Origin of the sequence: Salmonella sp. NW1250, from assembly GCF_051812965.1 — a bacterium.
GTDB classification, from domain to species: domain Bacteria; phylum Pseudomonadota; class Gammaproteobacteria; order Enterobacterales; family Enterobacteriaceae; genus Salmonella; species Salmonella enterica.
The window spans coordinates 217,612-239,886 of sequence record NZ_JAMNDD010000002.1; the positions used below are offsets into that span (position 1 = coordinate 217,612).

The window sequence follows — 22,275 nt, forward strand, 5'->3', positions numbered from 1 at the left end:
ATTAGCCAACCCCATAAGCATGAGATATGGGGTATGTTTTCGACGTACATTTCATTTCCGGTGTACTCTTATGTAAGATTTATACTTACAGTGGAGGCTGTTATGGTCAGAACAATGACCGTTGATCCTGGCGATGAACTGCGCGAGTTTATTGAATCGCTCATAGAATCAGGTGATTACAGAACACAAAGTGAAGTGATCAGAGAGTCTCTTCGTCTGCTGAGGGAAAAACAGGCCGAGTCACGACTTCAGGCGTTACGTGAACTTCTGGCTGAAGGTCTGAACAGCGGAGAGCCGCAGGCCTGGGAAAAGGATGCCTTTTTACGGAAGGTCAAAACAGGGATGATCAAACCCGATGAGAACGGTAAAATTAACGCCAAAGGCCAGTGAAGATCTGGAAAATATCTGGCATTACTGCTGGCAGCATTTTGGCGAAATACAGGCCGATCGATATATTAATCATCTATCAGATATTATTCGGGATGTAGGGAGATACTCGAGGGCTACGGCTTGATGTTTTATAAAGATATCTGGTAGCTATCTGCTTACCAGATATCTGGTATGGTTCCATGAAAATCGGTTTTGTTCAAATTTCTATTCGTATGGCAGTAATACGGTTACCGCACAATCGGTGTCAATGTTGACTCGTCCCCAGGTACCACGAAGTTCTACCATCTGTGAACGGGCACATTCAGTATTGTTTTGATCACAGGGAATAGCCTCAATCTGCATGTTTTTATCATCACATGCTATTGATACTGTTGCATTATCTATTATTTGTGCACAAATTGAATCTGATTCATAGACATCACAGGGCATATTTCCATGTCTTAAAAAAATATTTGCAATGAGCTCATTGGTTTTTGGTCCACTAAATTCTTTATTTATTGAGGTTACTTCTGAGTATTTATCAAAAGAAGCAGCTAAATTTTCAGGATCGATTGAAGCGATAATTTGTACGCTGTCACTATAAAATGACATTTTATCATTAATGGTGGTAATGCTGGTCCCAAAATTGGCGTCAATAATCGAAATTTCCGTTTTTATATTATGGTCTGTAAAGCCGTAAGTAGTTATACTATAAGCGTCATAGGATACTTGATGTTTTTTGGTGTTGTAAGTTATTTCCCCATCAATATATTGCGATTGTGCGTAATCATATGAAGATGGTTCGATATGTAATTTTAAATCTTGTTTGATTATTTGTGCATCGTATAGTGGTGATATATTTAATTGTGCATCGATATTGCTGGTCCAGACACAATCAAGTGTGGAGTTATCATGTGATGTACAGCGGGCCCGGCGGGTTTCAGTCATATTGGGAAGTGTGAAAAAAGTGCTGCCAATGATCATTCTTATACTGGAATCCATTGTTATCGTTGATTCAATATCGACCCATAGTCCAGGACCGCACGTTACCTGACTTCCACGTAGCTTTCCACCGGTACATAACATCTCAATATTCTCTGGTAATAATGATGTTCTAACCCGTAGGTCACTATTTAAATTAGTTGTACCTGCCCCAGTGCCTGTCATATCATTCAATTTGGCCTTGATCTTAACGTATCCAGATCCAAATGTATTGTTGGCGAAGAACATAAATAGAATGAATGAAATTATGATTTTTTTGCTTATGGTCATCATTTTTCCTGTGTTTATTCGTAGGGTATCAAAACGGTAATTGCACAAGTTGTATCAATGCTGACTTTCCCCCAGGTACCATTTATCGTACCTACTTTGCCGTTCAGGCAATGTGTTGTGTCTGAAGCATTACAAGTGCTGCTAAAGGCAAGCTGCGCATTCAGATCGTGACATACAAGAGCAACTGACGTCTTATTAAGACTGTAGTTACACAAGGATGTATCGTCGCATGGCGTATTGCCATGGTAGAGATATACAGAGGCTAGCTCGACATTATTTTTTGCGCCAGTCATGGCGACTTCTGTACTGTGCACTATCGTATTTTCAGAAAATGAAGCATCTACTATTTCTGGAGGAAAATAACGATGTAGGGTGGACGCTGGAGAGCCATTAAGTACAAGTGAACCGTTCCATATACCGAAATCCCCCTCGGTATCTTCTGTCACTGTTACAGTCCATTTGAATTTCAGATTCTCAATGCCCGATGTTTCCGGTTCATAACTAGCGTAACTGCTTACCGATTCATCAATAATAATATGGCCGGAAAGGGAAGAATATTGATTAGTGTCATTATTTCCTCCTCCGGGTATTACCGAAACTGTAAGATTTTGCTGGTTAATTGTTATTCCATTCTGTTTGGTAAGTAAGGTGAGGGGAAGTGAAAATGATTTATCCCATACACAAATTGCGCTGTTAGTTGCCTGATTACCCGTACAGTCGGCATGTGCCGTCGCTTTTACCGCTTCACCAGTAAAACTATAAGTGATACCGTTATCGACAGCGGTTGTATTGATGAAAGAAGTTGATGGATCAAACTCAAGGGTGGATTCAAGTCCATAGGGAATTGTACCTTGAGGAATACAACCACCCCCATCGCCTCCACCTGACTTAGTGCACGATGAAAGGATATGAATGTTTGTTGGTAATGGGGTATGGATGGTATCGAGTGTAGGATCGCCAGTCAGTGCACCAAGACTATCAAACTGTGAAATAATTTGAGAATTATATTCTATATCCGTTCTTACTTCAGCGCATTGTAGCGCAATACACCAAAAACCAGATATTATTACCAGTATTAGCTGTAATAAAATTCGTTGCATTTCATATCCTTATAATTTTACCTATAGCTTACTGATATTCAAAACTCACGGTAGCAGTACCCTTAAATTCCCCCGGCATAACATCTTCACCAGCGTATTTTTGCAGCCTGGCCTGCAAGTTGATGGTGGTAATCCCTTCCTTCAGCACAAAAGCTGTACCCTCTGTTGCATTGATACTCACTGGTTGCTGTGCAGCCGTTTCCACGCCAATCGCAAAACCACTGGCTTCCGACGAGGGCTCCAGCGCCAGCAGTCCGGGCAGAGTACTGTCTTCAACGCCCTGAAAGGTCACCAGCACGCCGTTGGCTAGCGCTGTTTTGCAATCCTGGAGGCTAAGTGTGAATGGAACAGGAGTCGTTTGCCCGCTGGCGTCGAAATTGTCACTGCCAATAGTATGAAAATCCACCGTCGCCATCGTGTCATTATCCACTACCAGGTTACAGGCGCCGGCAACCAGCTTACCGCTGTAGTGCACATTAGGCGTGGCGGCAGGTAGCGTATTGCAAACTGCCCATAACATTACGCCTCCGATCAAATGCCCGGCAGTTTGAAAAATACGGTTCATTGGTAATCCACCTGTAACGTGGCAAAAGCCTCAAAATCGCCTTCGGCAGGCTCTTTACCTGGCTGTTTTACCGGCACGGCTTTTAGTGTGGGAAGCGATGATTCATCGATGGTTAGCGACGTGCCGGGAGGAAACACCGTGCCGTTCTGCTGAAGTTCAATGCCCAGCTCAGGGACATTGGTGGTTAAGGCATTTGCGGAGTAAGGCGTCGCCGTGCCCAGATAGCTCAACGTAAAAGTTAATGCGTCATCGCGAAAGCTGCTGTCGCAGGTAAGGGTCCACGGGATCTCGGTCAGGTAATTGACGCCGTCAATATTATCAATAATCACGCTACCAAAACTGACCTCCAGCGTTTCACCATTATTGATAGTACAGGCGGGCGGGTTTATCAGTTTGCCGTGAAAGGTCAAATTGTCGGCGCAGGCAAACTGGGTGATTAAAAGCGTCAGGATAAGCACCCTTTTCACTATGAATCTCTCCATCACTGGTAATCCACGACTAACGTCGCACTGGCGTCAAAATCGCCACCCGCTAACTGCGTGGTGGGCTCTTTAACCGGTACGGCTTCCAGCTCCGGCCCATTGCTGCCGCTCAGGGTGAAGTTCAGCCAATCCGTTATGCCAACCGGAACCAGTTGTTTATTGCCCGCCTGCTGAATACGGATGCCTAACCCCTGCACCGAAGTTTGCAGAACCTGCTCCCCGCTGATGGTGGTAGTGCTCCCCTGAATTTGTAGCTTCAGATAGTCACTCGCTCTGCCATCGCAGTTCAGGCTGTAGCCCACAGGTTTCGTTTGAGAAACATCGCCAACTTTGGTGGTCAGGACATCGCCAAACTCTACGGAAGCGCCGCCTACCGTACAGGGCGGTGGTTGAGTGACGACCAGATGCAGCTCCAGTTGCACGGTTTTTGTGCCGGCAGCCTCGGTGCCGGTAACGAATCCACCGCACAGCAGCACCAGTATTTTCCAGCGAGTCAACATCGTCATAGATCTCTTTCGCACAGGATTACTTATTCGCTTTCTTCTCAGCGTCACGGGTTTTTTCCTCATTGACCTTGCAGGTATTCCCTGAGCAGGTAAAAACCAGCAGGCGATGGCCGCCGTAATCATCGACGTAGCCCACCACCGGCGAGCTGCCGAGCGAGGCACCTTTGATGGGAGAGGTCACTTTTTCACGCGGGGCAATCAGCAGGTTTTTAAAGCCGGAGGCGGTTTCGTTCTCTTTACTACCGGCATTGCTGATGACGAGGTAAAACGGTGTGGGGTTGTCGAAGATCACACCATCGCCCTGGTAGGTCAGCGTGAGCTTCGTCTGCCACGGGTGCGTCTTATCCACCTGCCGGGCGACGGCTACCGGGCGGTAGAAAAACTTAATACGCGTTTGCAGCGCCAGCTGGAGCGTATTAGGCTTATCGCTTTTCGGCGGAATTTCCCGCACGTTGAAATAAAACAGACTTTCCCGGTCCTGCGGTAGGCTAGCCGCGGCTGGTAACGGCTGGACTTTAACCTGCCCGTCGGATTTTGGCTCAATACGCTGCAGTGGCGGCAGGGCGGTAAAATAGCGGGTATCTTTGGCGAACTTATCGTCTTCCAGCCACGCCTGTGCGAGGTAGGGCAGAGTGGCGTTGCCGTTTTTCAGCGTGACGGTGATTGAATTTTCATTGCCGTTAAAAATAACGCGGGTACGATCCGGCACAATCGCGCTGTGTGATACCAGCGGCGCAGCCAGTAATACTGAAGCGATAAGCGCCTGGCGCTTAAAATGGTTGGTCTTGTTCATTACGGGTTCCCTTTATTCCCTATCCTTGCGATTCACCGCATGGTTGTCAGCCAGCGGTATGGGCGGGGTTTGAGTGGTTGTCGCCACCGGCGCGGCCGGTTGGCCATCGGTTTGCGTATGTTCCTGGATTAGCGGTTGCGCAGGCAGCGGAGAACTTTTCTGCGGTGCGGTGGGGGGCTGACCTTCCAGCATTTTGCACGGCAGCAATAGCGCGTTGGCCAATAGCTCCGGTGTAAACGTGGGCGGGAGTGATGCTTCACACTGCGCCGCGCCATCCCAGAAGACTTTCAATGTTTCCCCGGCTTTTACGCCCGCCAGCCAGGCGTTGCCGTCATCGGCCACCAGGCCCAACTGCTGCTGGCGCTCGTTTTTCACTTCGGCGCCGAACGGTGGGAAGTCGCCGTCTGCCAGCCGGAAAACCGCCATCATTTTCTCGCCGCTGACCACGTCAAAGTGACGGTAGCCGATGGCGCCTTCGGTGAGCGTGATCTGCACAACCGACTTAGTAGCTTCCGCCTTCTCCGGCAATTTGTTCAGATCGATACGCGCCAGGCTGCGCGAATAGCTTCCGACATCCGCAATCACGGCCTTGCCGAAAATGTTGGTTGAGGTTGGCGAGCCGTTACCGCTAACGGGGACGTCCGCAATGCCGTCGGTATCAACCAGCAAACGTGTGCTGCCCGCTAAACTTCCCCGGTGTAGCGCGCCGCCCTGGGTGGTCAGCGTCATGCCGCCGCGCAGCGACATGCCCAGTGAACGGTACGATCCTTCTTCATAATCCGCGCTCAGATCGATGTCCGTCAGCGCGCCCTGATGGCTGTAATAACCGTCTGCCTGCGCGCCTTGTTCATCCTGCCCGACGTGAAGCTGCCAGTTATCGCCGTTCTGGCTGTGGCCGGAATAGCCGAGCTGATTACGGTGTTGACTACCGTTAAACGTACCGTTGTAGCTGATGGAATCATTGCCCCAGGGAACAGACAGCGAGATATAGACGCCATCATCTTTATCACCGTTATATTCGCTGCGATAGCCGTTCAGCGACGCACTGAGATTTTTTATCGACCCTAAGTCGAAGTACCAGGAAAGAGACAGGTTATAGTTACTCTGATCCGGGCTGTCCCAGAAGGTACTGCGTGAGTAGCTGAAATAGGCGCTCATGCCCTGTTCACGGAAGTTCTGGTTATAGGTGACCGTATAGCGTTCTTTTTCGTGACCGGCATTGAGATGATGATAGGTTTTCGCATCCAGATAGTCGCTCATGCTCATAAAGTTCTTTTCTGAGAAGCGGTATCCGGCAAAGGTCAGTCGGCTGTCGATTTCATCAAAGTCACGGGAGTAGCTGATGCGATATGAGTTACCCTGCAGCGTTTCGCCGTCAAACCCGTCGTCTTGCGGCATGTGGGCGATGGAGTGCGTAATGTCCACCGCCACCGCGCCCACCACGCCAAGATCCTTACCGCTTCCCAGCGCCACGGCCTGATAGTTGCTTTCTCCAATTGCGCCGCCATAGAGCGACCAGCCGTTGGTGACCCCCCACGAAGCTTCCGCCGAGGCGAATGTGCCGGTAATAGGGTGATGATCCCAGTCCTGCGGGCGGCCCAGCGCCATCTTGTAGCGCACCATGCCGGGGCGCGTCAGGAAGGGAACCGATGCGGTGTTAACGTCAAACTCCTGGGTCTGACCGTTCTGCTCTTCCACGGTGACGTGCAACGTACCGGAAACGGACTGGTTGAGATCCTGAATACGGAACGGTCCTGCGGGCACCTGCGTTTCATACAGTACGCGCCCCTGCCAGGAGACTTTGACTTTTGCGTTAGAGCGCGCAATGCCCACGATCTCCGGCGCATAGCCGCGCAGTTTCGGTGGCAGCATCTGATCGTCAGAAACGACGCTGGCACCGATATAGTTAAAGCTGTCGAAAACATCGGACTGGAGATAGCTTTCGCCCAGCGTAAGTTTGGCCCCGAGCGTTGGTAGTGCGCGATAGGCGTAGTAGCGGCTCCAGCTCTGATCGTGGAGGGTGGAAGTGTTCTCGTCATCGTCACGATGGTCGTAGCTGGCCTGCCAGTCGGCCCGTAGTCGCCATGCGCCCAGGTTCGCGCCTAACGTCCCGTTGCCGCTGATACTTTGCTCTTCGCTGCCGCTTTCTTGATCGTGGCGGAGCTGATTATTAATGTTGTAATCCAGAATGATGCCGGGAATACCATTATCCCAGCGGGCGGGCGGGTCCCAGTCGACATCGCTGTATTCCATATACGCCTGGGGTAAATTCACCAACAGCGTGGAGTGTCCCAGGTCGGCCTGAAAATCCATGCCTTTCAGTGAATCTGGCGCCAGACATTGTCGTTCACCGTGCGTTATCCAGACGAGTTTTTCCGCGAGTTCCGGCTTTATACCCAATTGCGTAACTAATTCTGGTTCTGCGCAAACCTCACTTCCTTGTGGATCATGTTCTGGTATAACCCAGTTAACAGGAAATTCCTGCGGCAGAGTCTGTCCGTTAATTTTAATTTGTAAGAGGTAGACGCCTGGCAGAATAAAACCCTTACGAGAAAACTGTGCAATGTTAACGTTATCGCGATTTTTTACATCGAGGAAATCGGTATTAAATTCGATGTCTTTGCCTGACGCGCTATAAGGGGAGACGCTTAGAAGCATTCCCACTCCGCACGCTATTGGGCAAAGAACACTTTTCCATGTGTTATTCATCAAATATATTCCGCAATAAAACTCAACAGGAATACCCTACCTAAAGCGGCAGGGTATTATCGTCGTGACTCTGTTAACTGAATTACAGGTAAGAGATAGTGACGTTGGCGGCGCTGCTGAATTCACCTGTGCCTACGGTGCCGGTTGCTGCGCCAACCAGCCAGGCGGTGAAATTCAGGCTTTGCTTCTCATCAAGAATGGTATCTCCGTCCAGGTCCGCAATGGCCTGTGTATAGGTATCGCCCAGTTTGATATTGTTTTTGCCAGCATCGCCGATTGCCAGGCTTACGTTGCTAATAGCGCCAGTGCCGTCAGTCTTCATCAGCGCGAGATTATCCGTGGCGCCTGTAGCCGCTGTGGTTCCACTACCTGTAGTGAATACCACATTCATATTTTTCTCGGTAGCCCAGGTACAACCCTCAAGATCGATATGAAAGGTACGGGCATTGTTGATGGTCGTTTTACCATTACTCAGCGTGCCATTACCGATACTTGAACCCATATTGACTGTTTGATCTTCCGTATCCAATGTGACAGAGCAGGGGGAATCAACAATATTACCAAGGAAAGTGACCTTCGCTGTGTTGCTACCCGCGGCTTGAGCGCCGGAGACAATTCCCATAACTAAAGATGCAGTTACTGCCAGTTTACAAAAATGAGATGACTTCATCGTGTTATCCTTAATTAACGTGTTTTATGGCAACATTTTGTACGCGTATACCAAGGGATATGCGGCATAGAGCCATGCTGCGGGCTTTGGGTAAAAAATAGGTCATAATAAAAATATTATATTTCTACATTTTTATGAGTATATTCTTATGAGCTGAATGATCGCACCTGCTCATAGAATATTATATGTAATACTTTCAATATATTTATTTCATGTATGTTCCAGAAAAAACAAAAAAGCGGTCTTTTTTGAATATTAAACTGGCGTGCATGCTACTCGTTTTTCCGTAAAAGTGAAATAATTTATTTTTTTTGAAAGGGAAGGCTCTTTGGGTGGGGTACTTATAGTGTTTGCATAATTTTTTTACTTAATTGATGTTATTTATAATGCCTGGTGCAAATATCTGTTTTTTTAATAAATTAGTTATATGATTATTATATTGTTGTGTATCGATTAATAATTTTAAAGTTATACGGGGAAGGTAGCATTCAACACCTGTTAACAATATATTTTATTATATAGGCGTTGCCGTAGTGTCTCTGTGCGTGAATGGTTAAGAATAATACGTTACAATTGTCGCTGGTATTTACAACCGATTAAAGATCATGACAACTAACCATCAAATTGACCGTCTTCTCACCCTCATGCAGCGCCTGCGTGACCCGGAAAACGGCTGCCCGTGGGATAAAGAGCAGACCTTCGCCAGCATCGCGCCTTATACGCTGGAAGAAACCTATGAAGTACTGGATGCGATTGCGCGTGAGGATTTTGACGATTTGCGCGGCGAACTGGGCGACCTGTTGTTCCAGGTGGTGTTTTACGCGCAGATGGCGCAGGAAGAAGGCCGCTTCGATTTTAATGATATCTGCGCTGCCATCAGCGACAAGCTGGAGCGCCGCCATCCGCATGTTTTTGGCGAGCTTTCCGCGGATAATAGCGAAGAAGCATTAGTTCGCTGGGAACAAATCAAAACGGAAGAGCGCGCGCAAAAAGCGCAGCATTCCGCGCTGGACGATATTCCGCGCAGCTTACCGGCCTTAATGCGCGCGCAAAAAATCCAGAAACGTTGCTCAAACGTGGGCTTTGACTGGACGACGCTGGGACCGGTCGTCGATAAGGTCTATGAAGAGATCGATGAGGTGATGTTCGAGGCGCGGCAGGCGGTTGTTGATCAGGCTAAACTGGAAGAGGAAATGGGCGATTTGCTCTTTGCCACGGTCAACATGGCGCGTCATTTAGGTACGAAAGCGGAGCTCGCTTTGCAAAAAGCGAACGATAAATTTGAACGTCGTTTTCGCGAAGTTGAACGTATTGTCGCCGCCAGAGGCCTGGAAATGACCGGGGTGGACCTGGAAACAATGGAAGAAGTTTGGCAGGAAGTAAAACGCCAGGAAATTGATCTCTAAAGGTTTTAGGCGGTCAAGAGCGATTTGTGTGATTTTTTAAATAACAAGCGCTTGATTTACGTCAAAAACATTTACCTCAAAGGGGCTATTTTCTCCCTCCCTGTGTGAATGTCAGCCTGACGAAGAGGAGGAATAATGAAAGTTTGTGGCGTAGGTCATGTTCGGGTATACTGCTTTCCCGTCCTGGTTATTCCATCGTCTTTTAAACCTAACTTCTCAGGTTCCGCATGACAACGAACTATATTTTTGTGACCGGCGGGGTCGTATCCTCTCTGGGTAAAGGCATTGCCGCAGCCTCCCTCGCAGCCATTCTGGAAGCCCGTGGTCTCAACGTGACCATCATGAAACTGGATCCGTACATCAACGTCGATCCGGGTACTATGAGCCCAATCCAACACGGGGAAGTGTTCGTTACTGAAGACGGCGCTGAAACCGACCTGGACCTGGGGCACTACGAGCGTTTCATCCGCACCAAGATGTCTCGCCGCAACAACTTCACGACTGGCCGTATCTACTCCGACGTTCTGCGTAAAGAACGCCGTGGCGACTATCTGGGCGCAACCGTACAGGTAATCCCTCACATCACTAACGCGATTAAAGAGCGCGTGCTGGAAGGCGGCGAAGGCCACGATGTGGTACTGGTGGAAATCGGCGGTACCGTCGGTGATATCGAATCGCTGCCGTTTCTTGAGGCGATTCGTCAATTGGCGGTAGATATCGGTCGTGAACACGCGCTGTTTATGCACCTGACGCTGGTACCTTACCTGGCGGCTGCGGGCGAAGTGAAAACTAAACCGACTCAGCACTCCGTGAAAGAGCTGCTGTCTATCGGTATTCAGCCCGATATTCTGATTTGTCGTTCCGATCGCGCGGTTCCTGCCAACGAGCGTGCAAAAATTGCATTGTTCTGTAATGTGCCGGAAAAAGCCGTTATTTCAATGAAAGATGTCGATTCCATTTATAAAATTCCGGGCCTGTTGAAATCTCAGGGGCTTGATGATTATATTTGTAAACGATTCAGCTTGAACTGTCCGGAAGCTAACCTGTCTGAATGGGAACAGGTCATTTACGAAGAAGCGAACCCGGCAGGCGAAGTGACTATCGGCATGGTCGGCAAATATATTGAACTGCCGGATGCCTATAAGTCGGTGATCGAAGCGCTGAAACACGGTGGTCTGAAAAACCGCGTTACCGTCAACATCAAATTGATCGATTCGCAAGATGTTGAAACGCGCGGCGTCGAAATTCTGAAAGATTTGGACGCTATCCTGATCCCCGGCGGCTTCGGCTATCGTGGCGTTGAAGGTAAAATCGCCACTGCGCGCTATGCGCGTGAAAACAATATTCCTTATCTGGGCATTTGCCTGGGGATGCAGGTTGCGTTGATTGAGTTCGCTCGTAACGTGGCCGGCATGGACAACGCCAACTCAACGGAATTTGTGCCAGACTGTAAGTACCCGGTTGTGGCGTTAATTACCGAGTGGCGCGATGAAGACGGTAACGTTGAAGTCCGTAGCGAGAAAAGCGATCTGGGCGGCACCATGCGCCTGGGCGCGCAGCAGTGCCAGCTTAGCGATGACAGTCTGGTACGTCAGTTGTACGGCGCGTCGACGATTGTTGAACGTCATCGCCATCGTTACGAAGTCAACAATATGTTGTTGAAACAAATTGAAGCAGCGGGTCTGCGTGTCGCAGGCCGTTCCGGTGATGATCAGTTAGTCGAGATCATTGAGGTACCGAATCATCCGTGGTTCGTGGCCTGTCAGTTCCATCCGGAATTTACTTCCACGCCGCGTGATGGACATCCGTTGTTCGCCGGCTTTGTTAAAGCCGCCAACGAGCATCAGAAACGTCAGGCGAAGTAAAAAAGTTAGAACGGCGGTGCACCCTCAGCGGTGCACCGTTTGTCTGAAGTTTTAGTTTAACTAGTGACTTGAGGAAAACCTAATGTCCAAAATCGTTAAAGTCATCGGTCGTGAAATCATCGACTCCCGTGGTAACCCGACTGTTGAAGCTGAAGTACACCTGGAAGGTGGTTTCGTAGGTATGGCGGCGGCTCCGTCAGGTGCTTCTACTGGTTCCCGCGAAGCGCTGGAACTGCGCGATGGCGACAAATCCCGTTTCCTGGGTAAAGGCGTAACCAAAGCTGTTGGCGCGGTTAACGGCCCGATCGCTCAGGCTATTCTTGGCAAAGACGCTAAAGACCAGGCTGGCATCGACAAAATCATGATCGACCTGGACGGTACTGAAAACAAATCTAACTTCGGTGCAAACGCCATTCTGGCTGTCTCTCTGGCTAACGCCAAAGCTGCTGCTGCCGCTAAAGGTATGCCGCTGTACGAGCACATTGCTGAACTGAACGGCACTCCGGGCAAATACTCCATGCCGGTTCCGATGATGAACATCATCAACGGCGGCGAGCACGCTGACAACAACGTCGACATCCAGGAATTCATGATCCAGCCGGTTGGCGCGAAAACGGTTAAAGAAGCCATCCGTATGGGTTCTGAAGTTTTCCATCACCTGGCAAAAGTGCTGAAAGGCAAAGGCATGAACACCGCTGTGGGTGACGAAGGCGGCTATGCGCCGAACCTGGGCTCCAACGCGGAAGCGCTGGCTGTTATCGCTGAAGCGGTTAAAGCGGCTGGTTACGAGCTGGGTAAAGACATCACCCTGGCGATGGACTGCGCAGCATCTGAATTCTACAAAGACGGTAAATACGTTCTGGCTGGCGAAGGCAACAAAGCGTTCACCTCCGAAGAATTCACCCACTTCCTGGAAGAACTGACCAAACAGTACCCGATCGTTTCCATCGAAGATGGTCTGGACGAGTCTGACTGGGACGGTTTTGCATACCAGACCAAAGTACTGGGCGACAAAATCCAGCTGGTTGGTGACGACCTGTTCGTAACCAACACCAAAATCCTGAAAGAAGGCATCGAGAAAGGCATCGCTAACTCCATCCTGATCAAATTCAACCAGATCGGTTCTCTGACCGAAACTCTGGCTGCAATCAAAATGGCGAAAGACGCTGGCTATACTGCTGTCATCTCTCACCGTTCTGGTGAAACTGAAGACGCTACCATCGCTGACCTGGCTGTTGGTACCGCTGCAGGCCAGATCAAAACCGGTTCTATGAGCCGTTCTGACCGTGTTGCTAAATACAACCAGCTGATTCGTATCGAAGAAGCTCTGGGCGAAAAAGCACCGTACAACGGTCGTAAAGAGATCAAAGGCCAGGCGTAATCCTGCTTTTACCTCTTAACGTATAAACCCGCTTCGGCGGGTTTTTTTGTATCGGTTCAATAGCGCAGCCGCTGCGCATGACCGGGCAGACGAAATCTGCAATAATTAACGATTATCCCCTTAACAGAGAACGCTATGCAGTACCCGATTAACGAGATGTTCCAGACCCTACAAGGCGAGGGTTATTTTACCGGCGTCCCCGCTATTTTTATTCGTTTACAGGGATGTCCGGTCGGCTGTGCCTGGTGTGATACTAAGCATACCTGGGATAAACTGAGCGATCGGGAAGTGTCTCTGTTCAGCATTCTGGCAAAAACCAAAGAGAGCGACAAATGGGGTGCTGCGAGCAGTGAAGACTTGCTGGCAGTAATTAATCGTCAGGGCTATACCGCGCGTCACGTTGTCATCACCGGTGGCGAACCCTGTATTCACGACCTCATGCCGCTCACCGATCTGCTTGAAAAGAGTGGTTTTAGTTGTCAGATTGAAACCAGCGGGACGCACGAAGTGCGCTGTACGCCTAACACCTGGGTCACGGTTTCACCAAAAGTGAATATGCGCGGGGGATATGACGTGCTTTCCCAGGCGCTGGAGCGCGCCAATGAAATCAAGCATCCCGTTGGGCGAGTTCGTGATATTGAGGCGCTGGATGAACTGTTAGCCACGTTGAGCGATGATAAACCGCGCGTGATTGCTTTGCAGCCCATTAGCCAGAAAGAAGACGCGACGCGTCTGTGTATTGAAACTTGTATTGCGCGTAACTGGCGGCTGTCTATGCAAACGCATAAATATTTAAATATCGCCTGATGCATTACTAATCTTACAGACGGCCTGCCGATGCCGTCTGTGACTCATCCATTACCTTGCATTGTTTATTTTCTCTATGTGAATTTCGATGAGTGTATAAAAGCGCTGATAAATTTTTCCATAGCGATGCACGGATCACGCTATTTTGGTAAATTTAAAGAAAAAATCATTCTATGAACTTTTTTGCATCAAAATCAGCAAATTAGCTGTTCTTTAATAATTTAAATTGTTGCGATTATGTTGGTGGAATGTGGTGCTGATAAAAAGTAGTTTATAAACAATGATATACGTTTAGTGTGTTCCCCGCGCCAGCGGGGATAAACCGTGTGAGATACCGGCGCGGCCCGTCATGACGTCGTGTTCCCCGCGCCAGCGGGGATAAACCGTTTATGCCGAAGTTAACGGGACAAGAAGCGCAGTGTTCCCCGCGCCAGCGGGGATAAACCGTGAGATCGGCAATTGCTCTCTGGAGTTGCCATGTGTTCCCCGCGCCAGCGGGGATAAACCGGCCAGACAACAGCAGACACCTACGCAACTGCAGTGTTCCCCGCGCCAGCGGGGATAAACCGACAACTTCAAACGGTGATAACCAGGAAATAATGTGTTCCCCGCGCCAGCGGGGATAAACCGTTAGCCTCAACGTAAAATCCTGGGCTTTAGGCGTGTTCCCCGCGCCAGCGGGGATAAACCGATCGCGTTTTCCCTGGCACTTAAGGAGGTTTAGTGTTCCCCGCGCCAGCGGGGATAAACCGCTGGACGGTCGGATCGTGGGCAATTATCCGTTGTGTTCCCCGCGCCAGCGGGGATAAACCGCAGGTTTATTTTCCGCGCGGGCAGGCGCTGGAGTGTTCCCCGCGCCAGCGGGGATAAACCGTTATCAGCACATAACGGAGAGCGAGGCGCAGTGTGTTCCCCGCGCCAGCGGGGATAAACCGCGATTTATGTAAAGGGTGGCCTGGAAGGGGATGTGTTCCCCGCGCCAGCGGGGATAAACCGATTATTGATGGTCATCATCGTTTCCTGGGGGCGTGTTCCCCGCGCCAGCGGGGATAAACCGAACGCTGTCAAATTATTTTCCCGCCAGCTTGCGTGTTCCCCGCGCCAGCGGGGATAAACCGCACCTCAGATGTTTGGGGTGCAATTTGTAATGGTGTTCCCCGCGCCAGCGGGGATAAACCGTGCCAGCTCATCAGCGCTCATAACGGGCTCCAGTGTTCCCCGCGCCAGCGGGGATAAACCGGCATGACTGTATGGCGTACAAACTGGATAGATGTGTTCCCCGCGCCAGCGGGGATAAACCGGATCGTGATTACGCTAAATATTTAATGAGAGGGTGTTCCCCGCGCCAGCGGGGATAAACCTGCCGATTCAATAAAAACAGATAATCTGGCCGCGTGTTCCCCGCGCCAGCGGGGATAAACCGGCTGTTATCGCCAGTATGGGCGGCCTGTGGTTGTGTTCCCCGCGCCAGCGGGGATAAACCGAGGATCTGTCCCAGCAGGGCGTCTGCACGTTTGTGTTCCCCGCGCCAGCGGGGATAAACCGGTCACTTGGGGCAACTTCAAGAATACTTCTGTGTGTTCCCCGCGCCAGCGGGGATAAACCGCGCAGGTATCACCTCCGCCATGGGGATCGCGCGTGTTCCCCGCGCCAGCGGGGATAAACCGGCCTCTACCACGGAGCAAAAATGATAAGCGCAGTGTTCCCCGCGCCAGCGGGGATAAACCGGATGATCGTTTTTTTCGTTACGTCGCGCAAATGTGTTCCCCGCGCCAGCGGGGATAAACCGCCGTAGCTTGGTTGTGGACTCATCCTAACGGGGTGTTCCCCGCGCCAGCGGGGATAAACCGATGCCGTACATAGTCCCCATATGGTTTGTGATGTGTTCCCCGCGCCAGCGGGGATAAACCGAGAATGATTTATCAGAGCATTTTGATAGTAATGTGTTCCCCGCGCCAGCGGGGATAAACCGGCGCGTCAGCGTGGATTAACTCAACAGCGCTCGTGTTCCCCGCGCCAGCGGGGATAAACCGGAGTTTGGGGGCACTATGAAGGGATCGATGCTGTGTTCCCCGCGTCAGCGGGGATAAACCGACGTTTTGCGAGCCATCAGAAACCTTAAATGCGTGTTCCCCGCGCCAGCGGGGATAAACCGAGCGGCTAAACCTGCCGGTTATCGCTGAGCAGGTGTTCCCCGCGTCAGCGGGGATAGCCGTTGCATAATCATAATCTGTGTACCAGTAATGGCTGCTACAAACCTGTAAAGTAAAAAGGCCGCGTTTTTCCGGGGAGGCTTTTATACAGGAGAAGGCCATGGCGTTAAGGATCAGGGTATTGCTCGAAAATCATAAGGGGGCTGGAGCGGATAAATCGTTGAAGGCCAGGCCAGGGTTAAGCCTGTTGGTCGAGGATGAGTCTACGTCTATCTTGTTCGATACCGGCCCTGATGGCAGTTTTATGCAAAACGCGTTGGCGATGGGGATCGACCTGTCCGATGTGTCTGCTGTGGTGCTTTCGCATGGTCATTACGATCATTGCGGCGGCGTGCCGTGGCTTCCTGATAACAGTCGAATCATCTGCCATCCCGATATTGCGCGCGAACGTTATGCGGCAATGACTTTTCTCGGTATTACCCGAAAAATAAAAAAATTGTCGTGTGAGGTGGACTATTCACGCTACCGAATGATGTACACGCGTGCCCCTCTACCGATTGGCAAAAACTTTATCTGGTCAGGGGAAATACCGGTGGTCGCGCCTGAAGCCTACGGTATTTTTGGCGGCCACGATGCGGAGCCGGACTCTATTTTGGATGAGGGCGTACTGATTTACCTGTCGACAAAAGGATTAGTCATCATTACGGGATGCGGGCATCGGGGGATCGCAAATATTGTCCGGCACTGTCAGAACATTACCGGTATAAAGCGGATTTACGCGCTTGTCGGCGGATTTCATCTCCGCTGCGCATCACCGTTCACGATGTGGCGAGTCAGGCGCTTTCTGCAAGAACAAAAACCTGAAAAACTATGCGGTTGTCACTGTACAGGGGCCTGGGGGCGGTTGTGGCTACCGGAAATAACCGCACCTGCAACCGGTGATGTGCTGCGCTTTTAACACCGCGCTGGACAATGTTTTCACCGATAAAACGTCGTGTGGATGGGCTGGAATCAATCTGCCATCCAGCCCACGCGTTAATAAACCTTATTCGCCGCGATAGACGCAGCCGGCTGTACAGGTTTCTTTCACCATCACGGCGCTCAGTAGCGGCACGACGGGCTTAACCTGATCCCAAATCCATTTTGCCAGCACTTCGCTGGTGGGATTGGACAGCCCTGGAATATCATTCAGATAGTAGTGATCAAGACGATCGTAAGTAGGTTTAAACGCCGCTTTGAGATCCGCGAAATCTATAATCCAACCGGTATGCGGATCGACTTCACCGGTAATTTCGAGACGCACCATAAACGAGTGTCCGTGCAGGCGGCCGCACTTATGCCCTTCAGGCACGTGAGGCAGGCGGTGAGCGGCTTCAAAGGTGAAATCTTTATACAACGTGGTGGACATGATGAACTCTCAGGCAATAAAAAAACCGCCGTAGGGTACCGGAAAGCGCATTTTTTATCATTAACTAAAACCATTCTCCGCCTTGTGACGGGCAATTAATTTAAGAATTTCCAGAAAAATTAATAATTATCAATCAATTATAAAATCTATTTTGGCGTTAATAACGATAACTAAAACAGGTTAGTTCATTTGGTTATTTGTTATTTCCAACCCTTCTTTAATTGTTATTCCTCTCACCGTTAACCTTATCCTCAGTTTGGGATTTATCGCTTATACATTTCATCTTTCAAGCCGCATCTGTGTTGACTGCGTTTACTCACCCCAGTCACGTATTTATGTACGCTCCTGGGGCGCGCTCAGCTTACGGCGAACTTGAATGATTTTGTGTATAGATCCGCTTTGCTTACTGGAACATAACGACGCATGACGACACCGGCTCCACTGACTGGGTTGCTTCCGCTTAATCCGGAGCAACTGGCGCGCCTTCAGGCCGCGACAACCGACCTTACTCCCGAACAGCTTGCCTGGGTCTCCGGCTATTTTTGGGGCGTACTGAACCCGCGCTCAGGCGCTGTTGCCGTCACGCCTGCTCCTGAGGGGAAGATGCCGGGGGTTACGCTTATCTCCGCTTCGCAAACCGGCAATGCGCGTCGTGTGGCGGAAGCGCTGCGTGATGATCTGCTGGCGGCCAACCTTAATGTGACACTGGTGAACGCCGGCGACTACAAATTCAAACAGATTGCCAGTGAAAAACTGCTGGTGATAGTGACGTCCACCCAGGGAGAAGGCGAGCCGCCGGAAGAGGCCGTCGCGCTGCATAAGTTCCTGTTCTCGAAAAAAGCGCCGAAACTGGAAAACACCGCGTTTGCCGTATTTGGTCTTGGCGATACATCCTATGAATTCTTCTGCCAGTCCGGAAAAGATTTCGACAGCAAACTGGCGGAACTGGGCGGTGAACGCCTGCTCGACCGTGTCGATGCTGACGTTGAATATCAGGCAGCTGCCAGCGAATGGCGCGCCCGCGTGGTTGATGTTCTGAAGTCCCGCGCACCTGTCGCGGCACCTTCGCAATCCGTCGCTACTGGCGCGGTAAACGACATCCACACCAGCCCCTATACCAAAGACGCGCCGCTGACCGCGACCCTCTCCGTGAATCAGAAAATCACCGGTCGCAACTCGGAAAAAGACGTTCGTCATATTGAGATTGATTTACGCGACTCCGGTCTGCGTTACCAGCCGGGCGATGCGCTGGGCGTCTGGTATCAGAACGATCCGGCTCTGGTGAAGGAGCTGGTTGAGTTGCTGTGGCTGAAAGGCGATGAGCCGGTGACGGTTGATGGTAAAACCCTGCCGCTCGCCGAAGCGCTGGAGTGGCACTTCGAGCTGACGGTGAATACCGCCAACATTGTTGAGAACTACGCGACCCTGACGCGCAGTGAGTCGCTGTTGCCATTAGTGGGCGACAAAGCGCAGCTTCAGCACTACGCCGCGACCACGCCCATTGTTGATATGGTACGTTTCTCTCCGGCGCAGCTGGATGCTCAGGCGCTAATCGACCTGCTGCGCCCGCTGACGCCGCGTCTGTACTCCATCGCCTCCGCGCAGGCGGAAGTCGAAAGCGAAGTACACGTAACCGTCGGCGTCGTGCGCTACGATATTGAAGGCCGCGCCCGCACGGGTGGCGCTTCCAGCTTCCTCGCCGACCGCGTGGAAGAAGAGGGCGAAGTGCGCGTGTTTATTGAACACAACGATAATTTCCGCCTGCCAGCGAATCCGCAGACTCCGGTGATTATGATTGGCCCAGGTACGGGTATCGCGCCGTTCCGCGCCTTTATGCAACAGCGTGCGGCGGAAGGGGCGGAAGGCAAGAACTGGCTGTTCTTCGGCAACCCGCACTTTACCGAAGATTTCCTCTATCAGGTGGAGTGGCAGCGCTACGTGAAAGAGGGACTGTTAAGCCGTATCGATCTCGCCTGGTCACGCGATCAAAAAGAAAAAATTTACGTACAAGACAAGCTGCGTGAACAGGGCGCCGAGCTGTGGCGCTGGATCAATGATGGCGCGCATATTTATGTCTGCGGCGACGCCAGGCGCATGGCCGCAGATGTCGAAAAAGCATTGCTGGAAGTGATCGCTGAATTCGGCGGTATGGACCTCGAATCGGCAGATGAATATTTAAGTGAGCTGCGCGTAGAGCGCCGTTATCAGCGAGATGTCTACTAATGAGCGAAAAACATCCAGGCCCACTGGTGGTCGAAGGTAAACTGTCCGATGCCGAGCGCATGAAGCTGGAAAGCAACTATCTGCGCGGTACCATTGTGGAAGATCTGAACGACGGTCTCACCGGCGGTTTTAAAGGCGACAACTTCCTGCTAATACGCTTTCATGGCATGTATCAGCAGGATGACCGCGATATTCGCGCCGAGCGTGCGGCGCAGAAGCTGGAGCCGCGCCACGCCATGCTGCTGCGCTGCCGCCTGCCGGGCGGGGTGATTACTACGACGCAATGGCAAGCGATCGACAAATTCGCCGCTGACAACACGATTTACGGCAGTATCCGTCTGACCAACCGTCAGACCTTCCAGTTCCACGGCATTCTGAAGAAGAACGTCAAGCCAGTGCACCAGATGCTGCACTCGGTGGGGCTGGACGCGCTGGCGACCGCCAACGATATGAACCGTAACGTGCTGTGTACCTCTAACCCGTACGAGTCTCAGCTGCATGCTGAAGCCTACGAATGGGCGAAGAAGATCTCTGAACATCTGCTGCCGCGCACTCGCGCCTATGCGGAGATCTGGCTCGATCAGGAGAAGGTGGCGACCACCGATGAAGAGCCGATCCTCGGTCAGACCTATCTGCCGCGTAAATTTAAAACCACGGTGGTGATCCCGCCGCAAAACGATATCGATCTGCACGCCAACGACATGAACTTCGTGGCGATTGCTGAAAACGGCAAGCTGGTGGGCTTTAACCTGCTGGTTGGCGGCGGTCTGTCTATTGAGCACGGTAATAAGAAAACCTACGCTCGTACCGCGAGCGAGTTTGGCTATCTGCCGCTGGAGCACACCCTGGCGGTGGCCGAAGCGGTAGTGACGACGCAGCGCGACTGGGGTAACCGTACCGACAGGAAAAATGCCAAAACCAAATACACCCTTGAGCGCGTGGGACTGGAGACATTTAAAGCGGAAGTCGAGCGTCGCGCGGGGATCAAATTTGAGCCGATCCGCCCGTATGAGTTTACCGGTCGCGGCGATCGTATCGGTTGGGTGAAAGGGATCGACAACAACTGGCACCTGACGCTGTTTATCGAAAACGGTCGTATCCTGGATTATCCGGGGCGTCCGCTGAAAACCGGTCTGCTGGAGATCGCGAAGATTCATCAGGGCGAGTTCCGTATCACCGCTAACCAGAACCTGATTATTGCCAGCGTGCCGGAAAGCCAGAAAGCGAAGATCGAGAAACTGGCGCGCGATCATGGGCTGATGAATGCCGTGAGCGCGCAGCGTGAAAACTCAATGGCCTGCGTGTCGTTCCCGACCTGCCCGCTGGCAATGGCGGAAGCCGAGCGTTTCCTGCCGTCGTTCACGGACAAAGTGGAAGCGATTCTGGAAAAACACGGCATTCCTGATGAGCATATTGTGATGCGCGTGACCGGCTGCCCGAACGGCTGTGGCCGCGCGATGCTGGCGGAAATTGGCTTAGTAGGGAAAGCGCCTGGTCGTTATAACCTGCATCTTGGCGGCAACCGCATCGGGAGTCGTATCCCACGGATGTATCAAGAAAATATCACCGAGCCGGATATTCTGGCCTCGCTGGATGAACTGATTGGGCGCTGGGCGAAAGAGCGTGAAGCGGGTGAAGGCTTCGGCGACTTTACGGTGCGTGCGGGCATCATTCGCCCGGTGCTCGATCCAGCGCGTGATTTCTGGGAATAACCTGAATTGCCGGATGGCATCTGTGTAGGCCTGATAAGCGCAGCGCCATCCGGCAAGGCAAACAGTGAGGAACTTATGTCCCAACTCGATCTCAACGCATTGAATGAACTGCCAAAAGTCGATCGCGTACTGGCGTTGGCAGAAGCCAACGCCCAACTGGAAAAACTGAGCGCCGAAGAACGCGTGGCCTGGGCGCTGGAAAATCTGCCCGGCGAATACGTGCTCTCCTCAAGCTTTGGCATCCAGGCGGCGGTGAGCCTGCACCTGGTGAACCAGATTCGCCCGGATATCCCGGTGATCCTCACCGATACCGGCTATTTGTTCCCGGAAACCTACCAGTTTATTGATGAGTTAACGGACAAACTCAAACTCAACCTGAAAGTTTACCGCGCGGGCGAAAGTCCGGCCTGGCAGGAAGCGCGCTACGGCAAGCTGTGGGAGCAGGGCGTTGAGGGCATTGAGAAATACAATGACATCAACAAAGTCGAGCCGATGAACCGGGCGCTAAAAGAGCTGAAAGCGCAGACGTGGTTTGCGGGTCTGCGTCGCGAGCAGTCCGGCAGCCGCGCGCATTTACCCGTTCTCGCTATCCAGCGCGGCGTGTTTAAAGTGCTACCGATTATCGACTGGGATAACCGTACCGTTTACCAGTACCTGCAAAAGCACGGCCTGAAATACCATCCGCTGTGGGATCAGGGCTATCTGTCGGTGGGTGATACGCACACCACCCGCAAATGGGAGCCGGGTATGGCGGAAGAAGAGACACGCTTCTTCGGGCTGAAGCGCGAGTGCGGGCTGCACGAAGGGTGATTGTCCTTACGCGGTATGATTATACTTGCTGCTATGAAAAATCC

Annotated in this window: 18 protein-coding genes, 1 pseudogene and 1 CRISPR repeat array; of the genes and pseudogenes, 10 read left to right on the forward strand and 9 right to left on the reverse strand. The window is 51.4% G+C overall.

The features are described 5' to 3' along the window. The first annotated feature begins 33 nt into the window (after positions 1–33). Positions 34–390: a type II toxin-antitoxin system ParD family antitoxin gene (locus NBA72_RS04295; protein WP_077917552.1), complete on the forward strand. Its 357-nt coding sequence runs from the start codon at positions 34–36 to the stop codon at positions 388–390. Continuing rightward, positions 356–475: pseudogene (locus NBA72_RS04300) on the forward strand (type II toxin-antitoxin system RelE/ParE family toxin); the annotation flags it as partial. The gene NBA72_RS04295 and the pseudogene NBA72_RS04300, both read left to right, overlap by 35 nt. 119 nt (positions 476–594) lie before the next feature. Here NBA72_RS04300 and NBA72_RS04305 read toward each other — a convergent pair. The 8 genes from NBA72_RS04305 to NBA72_RS04340 all read right to left on the reverse strand — a co-directional run bounded on the left by NBA72_RS04305 (position 595) and on the right by NBA72_RS04340 (position 8,466). Beyond that, positions 595–1,644: a hypothetical protein gene (locus tag NBA72_RS04305; RefSeq protein ID WP_072035831.1), complete on the reverse strand. Its 1,050-nt coding sequence runs from the start codon at positions 1,642–1,644 to the stop codon at positions 595–597. Positions 1,645–1,655: 11 nt separating this feature from the next. Further along, positions 1,656–2,741 carry a hypothetical protein gene (locus NBA72_RS04310; RefSeq protein WP_001650550.1) on the reverse strand — a complete coding sequence of 362 codons (1,086 nt, stop codon included), beginning with the start codon at positions 2,739–2,741 and terminating at the stop codon, positions 1,656–1,658. 28 nt (positions 2,742–2,769) lie between these two features. Further along, positions 2,770–3,306 (reverse strand): fimbrial protein, encoded by a 537-nt coding sequence (locus NBA72_RS04315; RefSeq protein WP_023138788.1) that lies wholly within the window; start codon positions 3,304–3,306, stop codon positions 2,770–2,772. Further along, positions 3,303–3,773, reverse strand: a complete 471-nt coding sequence (locus NBA72_RS04320) for a fimbrial protein (protein WP_000832396.1) — start codon at positions 3,771–3,773, stop codon at positions 3,303–3,305. Before NBA72_RS04320 ends, NBA72_RS04315 begins: the two co-directional genes overlap by 4 nt. Positions 3,774–3,787: 14 nt before the next feature. Next, positions 3,788–4,294, reverse strand: coding sequence for a fimbrial protein (locus NBA72_RS04325; protein ID WP_023205409.1), 507 nt, complete (start codon positions 4,292–4,294; stop codon positions 3,788–3,790). Between the two features lie 19 nt (positions 4,295–4,313). Beyond that, on the reverse strand, positions 4,314–5,087 hold the full coding sequence (locus NBA72_RS04330) for a fimbria/pilus periplasmic chaperone (RefSeq protein WP_001044459.1): 774 nt from the start codon (positions 5,085–5,087) through the stop codon (positions 4,314–4,316). Between the two features lie 12 nt (positions 5,088–5,099). Further along, the gene (locus NBA72_RS04335) at positions 5,100–7,796 is read right to left on the reverse strand and encodes a fimbrial biogenesis outer membrane usher protein (RefSeq protein WP_072035832.1); all 2,697 of its coding nucleotides are present in this window, start codon (positions 7,794–7,796) and stop codon (positions 5,100–5,102) included. Between the two features lie 82 nt (positions 7,797–7,878). Continuing rightward, the gene (locus tag NBA72_RS04340; protein ID WP_000842512.1) at positions 7,879–8,466 is read right to left on the reverse strand and encodes a fimbrial protein; all 588 of its coding nucleotides are present in this window, start codon (positions 8,464–8,466) and stop codon (positions 7,879–7,881) included. Between the two features lie 605 nt (positions 8,467–9,071). Between NBA72_RS04340 and mazG the strand changes: the two genes are divergently transcribed. From mazG to NBA72_RS04365, 5 genes are all read left to right on the forward strand, one after another. Further along, a complete protein-coding gene (gene mazG / locus NBA72_RS04345; protein ID WP_000210451.1) occupies positions 9,072–9,872 on the forward strand; it encodes a nucleoside triphosphate pyrophosphohydrolase in 801 nt (266 codons plus the stop codon). A gap of 227 nt (positions 9,873–10,099) precedes the next feature. Then, entirely contained in the window at positions 10,100–11,737 is a 1,638-nt protein-coding gene (gene pyrG / locus NBA72_RS04350; protein ID WP_000210863.1) for a glutamine hydrolyzing CTP synthase, read from the forward strand. Positions 11,738–11,819: 82 nt separating this feature from the next. Beyond that, positions 11,820–13,118, forward strand: a complete 1,299-nt coding sequence (eno, locus tag NBA72_RS04355) for a phosphopyruvate hydratase (protein ID WP_000036734.1) — start codon at positions 11,820–11,822, stop codon at positions 13,116–13,118. 135 nt (positions 13,119–13,253) lie between these two features. Continuing rightward, complete coding sequence (gene queE, locus NBA72_RS04360) at positions 13,254–13,925, forward strand: 7-carboxy-7-deazaguanine synthase QueE (RefSeq protein WP_001199961.1); 672 nt, start codon at positions 13,254–13,256, stop codon at positions 13,923–13,925. 296 nt (positions 13,926–14,221) lie between these two features. Then, positions 14,222–16,141: a CRISPR direct-repeat array (repeat unit 29 nt; unit sequence GTGTTCCCCGCGCCAGCGGGGATAAACCG). Positions 16,142–16,238: 97 nt separating this feature from the next. Further along, positions 16,239–17,036, forward strand: a complete 798-nt coding sequence (locus tag NBA72_RS04365; RefSeq protein ID WP_042948848.1) for an MBL fold metallo-hydrolase — start codon at positions 16,239–16,241, stop codon at positions 17,034–17,036. An 87-nt stretch (positions 17,037–17,123) separates the two neighbouring features. On the opposite strand, the gene queD is transcribed toward NBA72_RS04365, so the two are convergent. Then, on the reverse strand, positions 17,124–17,486 hold the full coding sequence (queD, locus tag NBA72_RS04370; protein WP_042948849.1) for a 6-carboxytetrahydropterin synthase QueD: 363 nt from the start codon (positions 17,484–17,486) through the stop codon (positions 17,124–17,126). A 423-nt stretch (positions 17,487–17,909) separates the two neighbouring features. Here queD and cysJ point away from each other — a divergent pair, with 423 nt between their 5' ends. The 3 genes from cysJ to cysH all read left to right on the forward strand — a co-directional run bounded on the left by cysJ (position 17,910) and on the right by cysH (position 22,231). Continuing rightward, positions 17,910–19,709 carry an NADPH-dependent assimilatory sulfite reductase flavoprotein subunit gene (cysJ, locus tag NBA72_RS04375; RefSeq protein WP_042948850.1) on the forward strand — a complete coding sequence of 600 codons (1,800 nt, stop codon included), beginning with the start codon at positions 17,910–17,912 and terminating at the stop codon, positions 19,707–19,709. Next, positions 19,709–21,421, forward strand: a complete 1,713-nt coding sequence (gene cysI, locus NBA72_RS04380; protein WP_042948851.1) for an assimilatory sulfite reductase (NADPH) hemoprotein subunit — start codon at positions 19,709–19,711, stop codon at positions 21,419–21,421. Before cysJ ends, cysI begins: the two co-directional genes overlap by 1 nt. 75 nt (positions 21,422–21,496) lie before the next feature. Further along, complete coding sequence (cysH, locus tag NBA72_RS04385) at positions 21,497–22,231, forward strand: phosphoadenosine phosphosulfate reductase (protein ID WP_042948852.1); 735 nt, start codon at positions 21,497–21,499, stop codon at positions 22,229–22,231. Positions 22,232–22,275: the final 44 nt, after the last annotated feature.

Excerpts from the sequence above, each read along its gene's own strand:
- NBA72_RS04295 (WP_077917552.1), top strand. The coding sequence starts at position 34 with ATGTTTTCGACGTACATTTCATTTCCGGTGTACTCTTATGTAAGATTT.
- NBA72_RS04305 (WP_072035831.1), bottom strand. The coding sequence starts at position 1,644 with ATGATGACCATAAGCAAAAAAATCATAATTTCATTCATTCTATTTATG.
- NBA72_RS04310 (WP_001650550.1), bottom strand. The coding sequence starts at position 2,741 with ATGCAACGAATTTTATTACAGCTAATACTGGTAATAATATCTGGTTTT.
- NBA72_RS04315 (WP_023138788.1), bottom strand. The coding sequence starts at position 3,306 with ATGAACCGTATTTTTCAAACTGCCGGGCATTTGATCGGAGGCGTAATG.
- NBA72_RS04325 (WP_023205409.1), bottom strand. The coding sequence starts at position 4,294 with ATGACGATGTTGACTCGCTGGAAAATACTGGTGCTGCTGTGCGGTGGA.
- NBA72_RS04330 (WP_001044459.1), bottom strand. The coding sequence starts at position 5,087 with ATGAACAAGACCAACCATTTTAAGCGCCAGGCGCTTATCGCTTCAGTA.
- NBA72_RS04335 (WP_072035832.1), bottom strand. The coding sequence starts at position 7,796 with ATGAATAACACATGGAAAAGTGTTCTTTGCCCAATAGCGTGCGGAGTG.
- NBA72_RS04340 (WP_000842512.1), bottom strand. The coding sequence starts at position 8,466 with ATGAAGTCATCTCATTTTTGTAAACTGGCAGTAACTGCATCTTTAGTT.
- mazG (WP_000210451.1), top strand. The coding sequence starts at position 9,072 with ATGACAACTAACCATCAAATTGACCGTCTTCTCACCCTCATGCAGCGC.
- pyrG (WP_000210863.1), top strand. The coding sequence starts at position 10,100 with ATGACAACGAACTATATTTTTGTGACCGGCGGGGTCGTATCCTCTCTG.
- eno (WP_000036734.1), top strand. The coding sequence starts at position 11,820 with ATGTCCAAAATCGTTAAAGTCATCGGTCGTGAAATCATCGACTCCCGT.
- queE (WP_001199961.1), top strand. The coding sequence starts at position 13,254 with ATGCAGTACCCGATTAACGAGATGTTCCAGACCCTACAAGGCGAGGGT.
- NBA72_RS04365 (WP_042948848.1), top strand. The coding sequence starts at position 16,239 with ATGGCGTTAAGGATCAGGGTATTGCTCGAAAATCATAAGGGGGCTGGA.
- queD (WP_042948849.1), bottom strand. The coding sequence starts at position 17,486 with ATGTCCACCACGTTGTATAAAGATTTCACCTTTGAAGCCGCTCACCGC.
- cysJ (WP_042948850.1), top strand. The coding sequence starts at position 17,910 with ATGACGACACCGGCTCCACTGACTGGGTTGCTTCCGCTTAATCCGGAG.
- cysI (WP_042948851.1), top strand. The coding sequence starts at position 19,709 with ATGAGCGAAAAACATCCAGGCCCACTGGTGGTCGAAGGTAAACTGTCC.
- cysH (WP_042948852.1), top strand. The coding sequence starts at position 21,497 with ATGTCCCAACTCGATCTCAACGCATTGAATGAACTGCCAAAAGTCGAT.